The sequence below is a fragment of the Mycobacterium sp. NGS50 genome (assembly GCF_059812545.1).
This window is the reverse complement of the sequence record NZ_JCALCW010000044.1, coordinates 1-11,998: the sequence shown is the minus strand read 5'-3', so window position 1 is coordinate 11,998 and position 11,998 is coordinate 1. Positions and strand designations below refer to the sequence as shown.

16 protein-coding genes are annotated in these 11,998 nt (G+C 70.3%); 4 read left to right on the top strand and 12 right to left on the bottom strand.

Features of this window, described 5'->3' with window-relative positions; translation table 11 throughout:
• The first annotated feature begins 56 nt into the window (after positions 1–56).
• Positions 57–1,391, top strand: coding sequence for a MinD/ParA family ATP-binding protein (locus tag AC5Y36_RS23100; protein ID WP_500043300.1), 1,335 nt, complete (start codon positions 57–59; stop codon positions 1,389–1,391).
• Here the strand turns inward: AC5Y36_RS23100 and AC5Y36_RS23095 are convergent.
• Positions 1,388–1,546 (bottom strand): hypothetical protein, encoded by a 159-nt coding sequence (locus AC5Y36_RS23095; protein WP_500043299.1) that lies wholly within the window; start codon positions 1,544–1,546, stop codon positions 1,388–1,390. The two genes, AC5Y36_RS23100 and AC5Y36_RS23095, sit on opposite strands and share 4 nt — an antisense overlap.
• A 48-nt stretch (positions 1,547–1,594) precedes the next feature.
• On the opposite strand from AC5Y36_RS23095, the gene AC5Y36_RS23090 reads away from it, so the two are divergent.
• Positions 1,595–1,891 carry a DUF4229 domain-containing protein gene (locus AC5Y36_RS23090; protein ID WP_500043298.1) on the top strand — a complete coding sequence of 99 codons (297 nt, stop codon included), beginning with the start codon at positions 1,595–1,597 and terminating at the stop codon, positions 1,889–1,891.
• A 69-nt stretch (positions 1,892–1,960) separates the two neighbouring features.
• Here the strand turns inward: AC5Y36_RS23090 and AC5Y36_RS23085 are convergent, their stop codons facing one another.
• Positions 1,961–2,839, bottom strand: coding sequence for a 1,4-dihydroxy-2-naphthoate polyprenyltransferase (locus tag AC5Y36_RS23085; RefSeq protein WP_500043297.1), 879 nt, complete (start codon positions 2,837–2,839; stop codon positions 1,961–1,963).
• 93 nt (positions 2,840–2,932) lie between these two features.
• Here AC5Y36_RS23085 and AC5Y36_RS23080 point away from each other — a divergent pair, with 93 nt between their 5' ends.
• Positions 2,933–3,709 carry an S-methyl-5'-thioadenosine phosphorylase gene (locus AC5Y36_RS23080; RefSeq protein ID WP_500043296.1) on the top strand — a complete coding sequence of 259 codons (777 nt, stop codon included), beginning with the start codon at positions 2,933–2,935 and terminating at the stop codon, positions 3,707–3,709.
• 4 nt (positions 3,710–3,713) lie between these two features.
• Here the strand turns inward: AC5Y36_RS23080 and AC5Y36_RS23075 are convergent, their stop codons facing one another.
• Positions 3,714–4,451 carry a cutinase family protein gene (locus AC5Y36_RS23075; RefSeq protein ID WP_500043295.1) on the bottom strand — a complete coding sequence of 246 codons (738 nt, stop codon included), beginning with the start codon at positions 4,449–4,451 and terminating at the stop codon, positions 3,714–3,716.
• A gap of 151 nt (positions 4,452–4,602) precedes the next feature.
• On the opposite strand from AC5Y36_RS23075, the gene AC5Y36_RS23070 reads away from it, so the two are divergent.
• Entirely contained in the window at positions 4,603–5,082 is a 480-nt protein-coding gene (locus AC5Y36_RS23070; protein WP_500043294.1) for a hypothetical protein, read from the top strand.
• On the opposite strand, the gene AC5Y36_RS23065 is transcribed toward AC5Y36_RS23070, so the two are convergent.
• The 9 genes from AC5Y36_RS23065 to AC5Y36_RS23025 all read right to left on the bottom strand — a co-directional run bounded on the left by AC5Y36_RS23065 (position 5,057) and on the right by AC5Y36_RS23025 (position 11,956).
• Complete coding sequence (locus AC5Y36_RS23065) at positions 5,057–6,019, bottom strand: alpha/beta hydrolase (protein ID WP_500043293.1); 963 nt, start codon at positions 6,017–6,019, stop codon at positions 5,057–5,059. The two genes, AC5Y36_RS23070 and AC5Y36_RS23065, sit on opposite strands and share 26 nt — an antisense overlap.
• Before the next feature lie 71 nt (positions 6,020–6,090).
• Positions 6,091–7,182: an o-succinylbenzoate--CoA ligase gene (gene menE, locus AC5Y36_RS23060; RefSeq protein ID WP_500043328.1), complete on the bottom strand. Its 1,092-nt coding sequence runs from the start codon at positions 7,180–7,182 to the stop codon at positions 6,091–6,093.
• Between the two features lie 50 nt (positions 7,183–7,232).
• Positions 7,233–7,535, bottom strand: coding sequence for a DUF3349 domain-containing protein (locus AC5Y36_RS23055; protein ID WP_500043292.1), 303 nt, complete (start codon positions 7,533–7,535; stop codon positions 7,233–7,235).
• A 15-nt stretch (positions 7,536–7,550) separates the two neighbouring features.
• Complete coding sequence (locus AC5Y36_RS23050) at positions 7,551–7,844, bottom strand: hypothetical protein (protein ID WP_500043291.1); 294 nt, start codon at positions 7,842–7,844, stop codon at positions 7,551–7,553.
• Positions 7,841–9,037 (bottom strand): inorganic phosphate transporter, encoded by a 1,197-nt coding sequence (locus AC5Y36_RS23045; RefSeq protein ID WP_500043290.1) that lies wholly within the window; start codon positions 9,035–9,037, stop codon positions 7,841–7,843. The genes AC5Y36_RS23050 and AC5Y36_RS23045 overlap by 4 nt, the downstream gene beginning before the upstream one ends.
• 88 nt (positions 9,038–9,125) lie before the next feature.
• Positions 9,126–9,536, bottom strand: coding sequence for a VOC family protein (locus AC5Y36_RS23040; protein ID WP_500043289.1), 411 nt, complete (start codon positions 9,534–9,536; stop codon positions 9,126–9,128).
• Between the two features lie 13 nt (positions 9,537–9,549).
• The gene (locus AC5Y36_RS23035) at positions 9,550–10,428 is read right to left on the bottom strand and encodes an SDR family oxidoreductase (protein ID WP_500043288.1); all 879 of its coding nucleotides are present in this window, start codon (positions 10,426–10,428) and stop codon (positions 9,550–9,552) included.
• 122 nt (positions 10,429–10,550) lie between these two features.
• Complete coding sequence (locus tag AC5Y36_RS23030; protein WP_500043287.1) at positions 10,551–11,453, bottom strand: 1,4-dihydroxy-2-naphthoyl-CoA synthase; 903 nt, start codon at positions 11,451–11,453, stop codon at positions 10,551–10,553.
• A 44-nt stretch (positions 11,454–11,497) separates the two neighbouring features.
• A complete protein-coding gene (locus AC5Y36_RS23025; protein WP_500043286.1) occupies positions 11,498–11,956 on the bottom strand; it encodes a nitroreductase family deazaflavin-dependent oxidoreductase in 459 nt (152 codons plus the stop codon).
• Between the last annotated feature and the right edge of the window lie 42 nt (positions 11,957–11,998).

Sequence of the window (11,998 nt, the reverse complement as noted above, 5' to 3'; positions counted from 1 at the left end):
GCCGAGTGCACAAATCGCCCCCCAACAATCGACTCGAGAACTAAGGGGAAGTGCAGGTGTCTGACCATCCGCCGTATGGCGGCGAGGCTTCACAAGGCCAGCGAGGCCCTGACCATCCGACCACCCAATTCCCGCCCTACCCGCCGGGCTCGGTTCAGCTGACCGAGGGCATGGCAGTGCCGCCCGAGGCGCCCGCGTTCAACCCGCCCGACGACTCCGAGACCCGGTCCTTCGGCGGGTTCCGCAGCGAGCGTCGCTTCGTCGAGCCCACCGGATCCTTCCCGACCCAGGCGGTGCCGCCGGCCGACGTGCATCCGCAACCGCGGGCCTGGACGGCCACCCCGGCCACCGGGATCCCGCACCCGATGGACACCCCGCCGCCGGCCTACTTCGGCGGCGCTTCGGCCCCCGCCCCGGTGGAGGCGCCGCATCGGCAGCCGCCGGTCGGGCCGTACGCCGACCTGTCCACCAGCTCGCTGCTGCGGCAGGTCAAGCCGCCGCCGACCGCCGGCTGGCGGCGCCTGCTCTACCGGCTGTCGGGCCAGCTGATCAACGTCGGTGAGAGCCCCCGCACGCTGCGCTACAACGACCTGGTGGTGCAGGCCAACCGTCCGTTGCAGGGCTGCTACCGCATCGCGCTGCTGTCGTTGAAGGGCGGCGTCGGCAAGACCACCATCACCGCCACCCTGGGCGCCACCTTCGCGTCCATCCGCGGTGACCGGGTGGTGGCGGTCGACGCCAACCCCGACCGCGGCACGTTGAGCCAGAAGGTGCCGCTGGAAACCCCGGCCACGGTGCGTCACCTGCTTCGCGACGCCGACGGCATCGAGCGTTACAGCGACGTCCGCAGCTACACCAACCAGGGGCCCAGCCGGCTGGAGGTGCTGGCCTCGGAGAGCGACCCGGCGGTCTCGGAGGCGTTCAGCGCCGAGGACTACACCGGCACCCTGCAGGTGCTGGAGCGCTTCTACAGCCTGGTCCTCACCGACTGCGGCACCGGGCTGATGCACTCGGCGATGGCCGCGGTGCTGGCCAAGGCCGACACCCTGGTCGTGGTGAGTTCGGGCTCAGTTGATGGCGCCCGCAGCGCGTCGGCGACGCTGGACTGGCTGGACGCGCACGGCCACGAGGAACTGGTGCGCAACTCGATCGCCGTCATCAACGCGGTGCGGCCCCGCTCCGGCAAGGTCGACATGCAGAAGGTCGTCGACCACTTCTCCCGGCGCTGCCGGGCGGTGCGTCTGGTGCCGTTCGATCCGCACCTGGAGGAAGGCGCCGAGATCAACCTGGACCTGCTGAAGCGGGAAACCCGGGAGGCGCTGATCGAGCTGGCCGCCGTCGTCGCTGACGGATTCCCCAGCAACGAACGGTCCAATCAGCACTTCGTCTAGTGCGGGTTGTCTCCGTGGCTTAGCCGCCACAGGAATTCGGGATCGTCGTCGGGGCCGATCACCCGGGTCTTGGGTCGCGCCGACTGCACCCGGGCTGCGCGCACGCCCAGGTAGATCAAGGTCCCCAATGCCAGGATGAGGAGCAGGTAAAGCACGCAACACCTCCTTGACCCGAATATACCTGCACACCTTAGGCTCGTCGTGTGTCGGAAGGTCAGACGTCGGCCCGTCGTGCGGTGCTCGACATCGTCGTGTACGCCGCGGCCCGGTTGCTGTTGGTGGCGGCGCTCAGCGTCGTGATCTTCGTGGCGGGGCGACTGCTGGGGGTGAACGACTTCCCGGGTCTGGTCGCGGTGATGTTCGCGTTGATCATCGCGTTGCCGCTTGGCATCTGGGTGTTCGCGCCGCTGCGTCGCCGGGCCGCCGCCAGCGTCGGGGAGGTCAGCGAGCGCCGCCGCCGCGACCGCGAGCAGATCCGGGCCCGACTGCGCGGGGAATAGCCCCCTTTTTTCCGTTGACCCTGCGCTCACGGCGCAAAAGTTCGAGAAGACTGCGCCGCTGGCGCAGCGTCAACGCCACAGGGAGACGGCCACCGCGATCGACCACACCAGCATGGTCAGCCCGGTGTCACGCAGCACCGGGATCAGCTCGGCGCCGCCGCGGCCGGTGCGCACCGGGCGGGCGGCCCGCACCGCCAGCGGCGCGGCCACCAGGCCCGTCGCGCACCACGGTGTGGCCAGCACCGCCAGCACCACCGTCGACACCCCGGCCACCGCCAGCAGCAGCTGATACAACACCCGGGTGCGGGCGTCGCCGAGGCGTACCGCCAGCGTCGTCTTGCCCGAGCGCGCATCGGTGGGGATGTCGCGCAGATTGTTGGCGACCAGCACCGCCGACGACAACGCCCCGATCGCCACCGCCAGCGTCAGCCCCACCCGGTCCACCCGCAGCGCCTGGGTGTACTGGGTGCCCAGCACGGCGACCAGCCCGAAGAACACGAACACCGCGACCTCACCCAGGCCGATGTAGCCGTACGGCTTGGACCCTCCGGTATACAGCCAGGCCCCGGCGATGCAGGCCCCACCGACCGCGATCAGCCACGGCGCGCTGACGATCGCCAGCGCCAGCCCGGCCACCGCACCCAGCGTCAGGCTCACCACCGCGGCGGTCAGCACCGCCCGGGGCGTGGCCAGCCGCGAACCCACCAACCGCACCGGGCCGGCCCGCTCGTCGTCGGTGCCGCGGATCCCGTCGGAGTAGTCGTTGGCGAAGTTGACGCCGATGATCAGGGCCACCGCCACGGCCAGCGCCAGCAGGGCGCGCCACCACACGGCGCTGTCCAGCCAGGCCGCCGCCCCGGTTCCGGCGATGACGGGCGCGATCGCGTTGGGCAGCGTGCGGGGACGGGCTCCCTCGATCCATTGCGCGAACGTCGCCTTGTCGGACATGGGCGCAATCCTTGCACGGCCGTATCGGACAATGAACGCATAGCCGCCGGCGACGACGCCCAGCGGAGCGATGCGGAAGGGGAGCTGGCGCAGATGCTGGGAGTGATCGGCGGAAGCGGTTTCTACACGTTCTTCGAGTCGGAAACCCGCACCGTCGCGGTGGACACCCCCTACGGTGCGCCCAGTGCCGAGATCACCGTCGGCACGGTGGGCGGCCACGAGGTGGCGTTCCTGCCCCGCCACGGCGCCAAGCACGAGTATTCCGCACACACCGTCCCCTACCGGGCCAACATGTGGGCGCTGCGTGCCCTGGGCGTGCGGCGGGTTTTCGCGCCGTGCGCGGTCGGCAGCCTGACACCCGAGCTGCCGCCGGGCTCGATCGTGGTGCCCGACCAGCTGGTGGACCGCACCACCGGGCGCGCCGACACCTACTTCGACGCCGGCGGCGTGCACGTCGAGTTCGCCGACCCGTACTGTGCGGCGCTGCGTGCCACGGTGACCGCGCTGCCCGGGGTGGTCGACGGCGGCACCATGGTGGTGATCAGCGGTCCGCGGTTCTCCACCCGCGCGGAAAGTCAATGGTTCGCCTCCGCCGGCTTCCGGCTGATCAACATGACCGGATACCCGGAGGCTGTGCTTGCCCGCGAGCTTGAGTTATGTTATGCCGCAGTTGCTTTGGTGACCGACCTGGATGCCGGTGTCGCGGCGGGCGACGGGGTCAGGGCCGTCGACGTGTTCAAGGAGTTCGAGAACAACATCGAGCCGTTCAAGAAGCTGGTGCGTGAGGCGATCGATCAGGTGCCCGACGAGCGCGGCTGCACCCACTGCCTGGCGCACCAGGGCGTCGCCTTGCCTTTCGAGCTGCCCTGATGGATCAGAGCCGACCAGCCGCGAAATCCGCGGCCTGGTCGGTCATTCCGTTCACGCCGTAGGAGCCGTGCGCCAACGGCGGCCCGCCGGCCGGGTCGCCGTTGCAGATCGTGTCACCGTCGGCGCACAGCTGCAGGGTTTTCGACGCGTACAGCGGGCCGATGGCGACCGGCGGCGCGCCGTTGGGCTGCAGGAAGTGATCCGACGGTGTGCCGAACAGGGTTACCGCGGCGACATGGTTGGCCACCGACGCCGGCATCGGCTGCGGTATGTAGGAACGGTATTCGGCGGGCACCTCCTTGGGGATCTCCGCGGAGGTGACGTAGCCGGCCACCGCCGCGCCCTGGGAGAAACCGCCGAGCACGATGCGGGTGTTGGGGCAGTTCGCCGCGGTCGCCTCGATATGGCTGCCCGCATCACGGATCCCGTCCACCACGGTGCGCGCGAACTCGATGCCACCGCCGAAATCACTGCTGGCCGCGTAGTTGACCGGATACACCTCGAACGACTTGTCGCCGACCCGGGAATGCAGGGCGTCGACGAAGGACTGCCCGATCCCACCGACCCCGGGCGGCTCGCCGGTGCCGCGGGCGAACACCACCTCCACGTCGGGACACGGCTGGGCGGATACCGGCGGGGCGGCCGGCGCCAGCAGCACCGTTGCAGCCGTCACGGCGACGGCGCCAACAACGCGTGCGGCGCGGCGGGACCAAGTAGCAGAGACCAATTCGTTGACGTCCATCATTTCCCCATGCGTGTCGTCTCGGCCGACCCAGGCGATTGTAAGGGCACCTCAGTCGGTGAAGCCAGCCCCCGGATACGACCGCCAAACGAGATGCGGGTATACCCGGTTTGCGGGATTCCAATCGTGGCTGACGGCGGAGGTGCGCGGGGTGGACGGTCGAAGTCAGCGCCTGGCGGTGGCGACCGCCGTTTTCCTCGGCTACACCGCGGTCATGTTGGGGGTGGAACGCCCGATGCGCGCGGCGGGCGGCTCCGGAATCATCGCCTTGGAGTTGGCCGGCGACGCGACCAGCGCCGGCGACCTGATGGCGCGCTGGGGGCCGCGCGGTCAGCGCGCGGCGCGGTTGTCGCTGTGGCTGGACTTCGGATACATGGCCAGCTACGGCTGGCTGACGGCACTTCTGCTCGATCGTGCCCGTCGGCGCCGGGGCCACCCGGCCGCGCTGCCCGCCGCGGCGGCCGTGGCGGTCGCCGCCGACGCGGTCGAGGGCGTGTCGCTGCTGAACGTGCTGCGGCACCGGCGTATTGGCGTCTACGCGCGTCGCGCCCGGGCGGCGGCGCTGCTCAAATTCGCTGTCTTGGCCGCCGCCGTGGGCTACGTCGTCACCGGCCGCGCGGCGGCGCCGTGACGGCCCGAGCGAAGTCGTCGATCGCGTCGACCATCTGATCCAGCCCGGGCAACTCGATCGGGTAGTGGCCGGCACCGTCGAGCACGACCTTGGTCACCGGCACCCGGGTGATCCGGTCCAGGAACGGCTCGCTCAGGTGCATCGGGGTCCAGCGGTCGGCCCCGGGCTGGGTCAGCAGCACCGGGCAGCTGGTGAACTCGGCCGGTTCGACGGCCGGTCGGTAATCCAGGTAGGACGCCAGAAAGGCCAGCGACACCCAGTTGCCGGCGGAGGTGCGATCGGCCAGGCAGGCCCGCAGCGCCGCCTTGTCGTTGACCAGCGTGTACATCTTGCTGGCCAGCCACATCGGGATCCGCGCCGGCCGCAGCCGGGTCCGCGCGACCCGGCTCATCACCGGTCCACCGATGCGTCCCATCAGCGGGATGAGCGCGGTTTCCACCTGGACGCGCGGGTCCCGCTGGTCCAGGAAGGTCATGCCCACGATGCCGGCGACGTGCGGGCTCACCGCGGCCACGTGGTAGGTGAGCATGCCGCCGGCGCTCAATCCGTAGAGCAGGATCGGGCGGTCGTCGCGCTGGCGTTCGGCCGCGACGATCGCGACTCCGGCGTCCACCCAGTCGTCGTAGGTGACCGGGCCGTTCGCGGCGACCCGGGTGACGCCGTAGCCGGGCATGTCCACGGCGATGGTTTCGTACCCGCGCCGGGCCAGGGGCGCCCCGGCGATCGTCGACATCTGACGTCCGTTGGTCCCCACACCGTGGAACAGGATCACCTTCACCGCCGCGTCCGGGTTGCGGTAGGTGTCCAAATGGATGTGGTGACCGTGCCAGTCCCACCACTCCTCGGTGGGTTCCTGCGCCGGGTCGAGCCGGTAGGCGGGTGGCAGGTGCTGCTGGATCGTGCGCCAGGCGCGCTGGTCGCGGTAGCTCATGGTCACCTCGGGCGGTGTGGATGGGTGCGCGGTGTCGCGTGTCAGCCGAAGTTTGGCACAGCGGCGGCCGAGGTCGGCTACCCGCCCACGCTGAACCGGCGCGCCAACGCTTTGCGGTCGATTTTGCCGATCCCGCGCCGCGGCAATGCCTCGACGACGTGCAGCTCGCGCGGCGCGGCGGTGGCCTCCAGCGCAGCGGCCAGGTGTGCCCGCAGCGCATCCAGGCTGGGGGCGGGGGAGCCGGCGGTGAGCACCACCGCGGCGCACACCCGCTGGCCCAACCGTTCGTCGGGGACCCCGAACACCGCCACGTCGGCGACTGACGGATGGGTGGCCAGCGCGGCCTCCACCAGCTGCGGTTGCACCGTCAACCCGCCGGTGCTGATGGCGTCGTCGACGCGGCCCAGGATCCGCAGCACCCCCGAGGCGTCCAGCGCGCCCAGGTCGTCGGTGTGAAACCAGCCGGGCTCGGCGAACGGATCCGGATCGGCGGGGTTGCGGTAGCCGTTGGCCAGCGTCGCCCCGCCGATGACCACCCGGCCGTCGGCGGCGATGCGCACCCGCACCCCGTGAAGCGGGACGCCGTCGTAGACGCAGCCGCCGGCCGTCTCGCTCATGCCGTAGGTGCGCACGACGGTGATACCGGCCGCCGCGGCGGCATCCAGCACCGGCTGCGGGGCGGGTCCGCCGCCGAGCAGCACCGCGTCCAGCTCCGCCAGCGCCGCCGCGGCCTCCGGAACGGTCAGCGCCTTGGCCAGCTGGGCGGCGACCAGCGACGTGTAGCGCCGCCCCGCGCCCAGCCCGGCCACCGCGTCGGGCAGCGTCGTCACGTCGAAGCCCGCCGAAACGTCGAGTTCCACCGGGGCGGTGCCGGCCACCACGCTGCGCACCAGCACCTGCACCCCGGCGACGTGGTGTGGCGGCAGCGCCAACAACCAGCGTCCCGGCCCGCCCAGCCGGTCGTGGGTGGCGGTTGCGCTGGCGGTCAACGCCGCCGCGCTCAGCAGCGCCCCCTTGGGTGTGCCGGTGGTTCCCGAGGTCGTCACCACCACGGCGACGTCGTCGTCGATCGGCTGACCGACCCGCAGTGCCGCGGCCGCGGCCTCGCCCGGCGGCACCGGGACCAGCGGGTCGCCGCGGCCGTCGAGAACGTCCTGAAGCGCCGGCAGCAGGGATTCCGCCGCGCGTCCCGGTGCGACGGTCAGCGCCCGCAGGGTGGCTATGGTCGATCCTCCTCGTCGCGGGGATCGTCGAGCGGCCAGCCCTGCGCGGCCAGCCGCTGCCGGACCCGTTCGACGTCGTCGGGGGACGGCAGTTCGTGCGTGATCCGGGTGATCAGCACACCGATGTCGACATTGTCGAAATCACCGCGGCGCATCAACTCCCCGGCGACGGCCTTGACCTCGTCGCCGCTCAGCCGCCGCGACAGCAGCGCCAGCAGCGGGAAGTAATCGGTCTGCGGAACACCCTCGGGGTAGCCCGCGCGCAACCACTCCACGATGGCGCGCAGGAATCGGGTCACCGTGGCGAAGCGCTGCTAGCCGTGCTTGGGGTGCTTGGCGCCCAGCAGGTACACGCCGGTGTTGTGCGCGATGAAATCCCGTGCGATGAACAGCACCCCGACCAGCACCACCACCAACACCAGCGCGAAGATGGCCCAACTCAGGACGGTCAGCAGCTTGCGCTCGGCGGGTGATTCGGTGACGCCGCCGCTGGCGCCGGCCGCGCCGACGCGAACCCCGACCGCGAACAATCCGGGCAGCGCGGCGCCCACCAGCAGGCTGAAAACCAGGATCTTCAGCGTGGCGGCGTAGTTGAACCAGGTACTCATGCGCGGACATCCTCCGGGGTGGGGGTCACCGACGCCGGCACCGGCTCATCGGGAGCCTGCAGGCCACCGGTCAGGCCGCCGTCCCAGTCGGCGTTGACGTTGTTGGCGTCGATCGGCACCCGCCGCGACCGCCACCAGATCAGCAGCGCAACCGCGACCAGCAGCGCGAACCCGACCACCACGCCCAGGAAGCCGCCGAGCGCGTGGACCAGCAGATAGGTCGCCGCACCGACACCGCCGGCCAGCGGCAGCGTGATCAGCCAGGCGGTCACCATCCGGCCGAGCACACCCCAGCGCACCTCGGCGCCGGGCTTGCCCACCCCGCTGCCCAGCACCGAGCCGGTGGCGACCTGAGTGGTGGACAGCGAGTAGCCGAAGTTGCTGGACAGCAGGATGACGGCGGCCGCCGCGGACTCGGCGGCCATGCCCTGCGGCGGCTTGATCTCCACCAGACCCTTACCCAGGGTGCGGATGATCCGCCAACCGCCGAAGTAGGTGCCGGCGGCCATCGCCAGTGCGCAGCTCACGATCACCCACAGCGGCGGCAGCGAGTCGGATTTGTTGACGCTGCCATAGGAGATCAGTGCCAGGAAGATCACGCCCATCGTCTTCTGGGCGTCGTTGGTGCCGTGCGCCAGCGATACCAGCGCCGCCGAGCCGATCTGGCCGCGCCGGAAGCCGCGCTCGGTGCGGGCCTCGTCGGCGCCGCGGGTGATGCGGTACACCAGCCAGGTCCCGGCGGTGGCGACCGTGGTGGCCACGATCACCGCGACGACCGCGGGCATCAGCACCTTGGACACCAGGCCGGTCCAGATCACCCCGTGTCCGCCGACTGCCGCGATCATCGCGCCGACGATGCCGCCGATCAGCGCATGCGAGGAACTCGACGGGATGCCCAGTAGCCAGGTCAGCAGGTTCCACACGATGCCGCCGACCAGGCCGGCGAACACCAGCTCCAGGCTCACCAGTTGGGCGTGCACCAGGTCCTTGGCGATCGTCGCCGCCACCGCGGTGGACAGGAACGCGCCGAGCAGGTTCAGGCAGGCGGACATGATCACCGCGGCCTTGGGCTTGAGCGCGCCGCTGGCGATGGAGGTCGCCATCGCGTTGCCGGTGTCGTGGAATCCGTTGGTGAAATCGAAGGCCAACGCCGTCACCACGACGATGATCAACAGGAACAGATCAAGACTCACCGGACACCGCCGTCAGCGATTCGCATAGCTAGACAATGCCAGTGGTGATCTACCGCCATCACCGAACCCTTCAACTGTTCCTCCATGTTTAACCTGGTCGATCCTGGCGATTATCACGGCGCAACGGGTGGTTAGCCGGAATTTCCACGAAAATCAACGTCACCCCGTCGGGGTCGGTGACGTGCATTTCGTGCAGGCCCCACGGCTCACGTCGGGGCTCACGGGCGATCGCCACGCCGCGGCCCGCCAACTCGGCCCGGGTGGCCTCCAGGTCGCGGACCTGCAGCCACAACGCGCCGGGGAACGACGCGTCCTGTTCTGCGTCCTGTTCTGCGGCACGGCCGTGGCCGGCCAGCTCGATCAGCGACTGCCCGGCGTAGAACACCGTGCCCGCGCCGTACTCGCGGGCGATGGCCAACCCGATCTGGTCGCGGTAGAACGCCAGCGACCGTTGGTAGTCCGCCGGCCGGAACAGGATTCGGCTGGCCAGAATCTCCATGCCGTGTTGTCTATCACGACCGCTTGTTGCGCTGGGCCATCAGCCCATTGACCCAGCCCGGCGCCATCACGTCCAGCGCCCGCGCCCCCACGGCGATCCGCGGCGCGATCCGGATCGGCCGGGTCCGCGCCGCGGCGATCATCCACTCGCCGGCCTCCTCGGCGGTCAGCGCGGGCCGGCCCTGGAACGCCTTCGTTGGCGCGATCATCGGGGTGGCCACCAGCGGGTAGTACAGCGTGGTGGAGTGCACACCCTTTGCGCCCCACTCGGTTTCGGCGACACGGCTGATCGTGGACAGCGCGGCCTTCGACGCGTTGTACACCCCGAACAGCGGGGTGGCCTCCGTCATCACCCCCCAGGTGGAGACGTTGATGATGTGGCCGTCGCCGCGTTCGAGCATGCCCGGGGAGATGCCGCGGATCAGCCGCAGCGGCGAGTAGTAGTTGAGCGTCATGGTCCGCTCGACGTCATGCCAGCGGTCCAGCGACTCGGCCAGCGGCCGGCGAATCGACCGGCCGGCATTGTTGACCAGGATGTCCACCCCGCCCAGGCGCTGCAGCACGGTCGCGGTCAGCGCGTCCACGGCGTCCAGATCGGACAGGTTGCAGGCGATCGCGGTCGCCTCACCGCCGGCGGCGGTGATTCGCTGCACCACCTCGTCGAGCAGTTCCTGGCGGCGCGCCGCGACGGCCACCGTGGCGCCCTGGGCGGCGAACTGTTCGGCGGCGGCCGCGCCGATGCCCGACGACGCGCCGGTCAGCAGCACCCGCTTGCCGCGCAGATCGACCGGCTTGGGTGCCGGCCGGTACAGCAGAAGCTGCGGGGAGATCGGCGGCCGCATCGCGGTCAGGGCGACCGCGTCGCGGACGCGGCGCATCGGGCTTTTGCTCATGGTTAGACAGTCTATGCGGCCCGCCGAACGCGCCGAGATCGACGTTGTCGTGGCGTGTTCTCATACTTTCTTTTCCGTGTCGACGTCGATCTCGACGTTGCTGCTCCGGCTTGCGGACGCCGTCAGAAATACCGCGGGAAGCGACTCCAGTCCGGGTCGCGCTTTTCCAGGAACGCGTCGCGGCCCTCCACCGCCTCATCGGTCATGTACGCCAGCCGGGTGGCCTCGCCGGCGAAGATCTGCTGACCGACCAGCCCGTCGTCGAGCAGGTTGAACGCGAACTTCAGCATCCGTTGTGCCTGCGGCGATTTGGCGTTGATCTGGCGCGCCCAGTCCACCCCGACGGTCTCCAGCTCGGCGTGCTCGACGACCTCGTTGACCGCGCCCATGGCGTGCATCTGCTCGGCGGTGTAGGGCCGGCCCAGGAAGAAGATCTCGCGGGCGAACTTCTGGCCCACCTGGCGGGCCAGATACGCCGACCCGTAGCCGCCGTCGAAACTGCCGACGTCGGCGTCGGTCTGCTTGAACCGGGCATGCTCGCGGCTGGCCAACGTCAGATCGCAGACCACGTGCAGGCTGTGCCCGCCGCCGGCGGCCCAGCCGTTGACCAGACAGATCACCACCTTGGGCATGAACCGGATCAGCCGCTGCACCTCCAGGATGTGCAGCCGCCCGGCGCGGGCGGCATCGACGGTGTCCGCGGTGTCCCCGGACGCGTACTGGTAGCCGCTGCGGCCCCGGATGCGCTGGTCACCGCCCGAGCAGAACGCCCAGCCGCCGTCTTTGGGGGCGGGACCGTTGCCGGTCAGCAGCACCACGCCCACATCCGAGGACATCCGTGCGTGGTCGAGCACCCGGTAGAGCTCGTCGACGGTGTGCGGGCGAAACGCGTTGCGCACCTCGGGCCGGTCGAACGCCACCCGCACCGTCGCATCCGAGACGTGCCGGTGGTAGGTGATGTCGGTCAGGTCGTCGAATCCGTCGACCGGCTGCCAGATCTCGGGGTGGAAAGGATTGTCGGTCAAGGCGGTTGCCACTCCATCCCTGGTCGTTGTCGCGCTGTCCGAGATCACCGTATCGGGTCGAGGCGGAACACCGGGCACACCCCGGCCAGCGCCTCGAACTCCTCGGGCCGCCCGTCGGTCACCAGCCCGGACCGCTTCATGAACCCGACACCGGTGGGCACCTGGATCGGCCAGACCCGCAGCAGCGGCCGCGCTTCCTCGGCCGGTAGTTCGATGATCCGCACCCGCTCGCGGCGACGGCCGCGGGCCACGGTGGCCTCCTTGGCGGCCCGCACATTGGCCACCCAGTCCGCGCCGGGAAATCCGCCGACGACGTACTCGGCTCCATCGACGGTCATCGGGGTGACCGGTGTCGAGCGGGGCTGCCCGGATTTGCGTCCGGGCACCGTCAGCACCACCGGGCTCTCCCCGCCGAATCGCAGGCCCAGCCGAGACATCTGGATGAAAACCTTGTTGGCCGGCTTGAGCCACCAGGGCGGCTTGGCCGGTTTGACAGTGCCCATACGCAGCGACGTTACCGCCGGCGTACGCGAGTGGCACCCTCA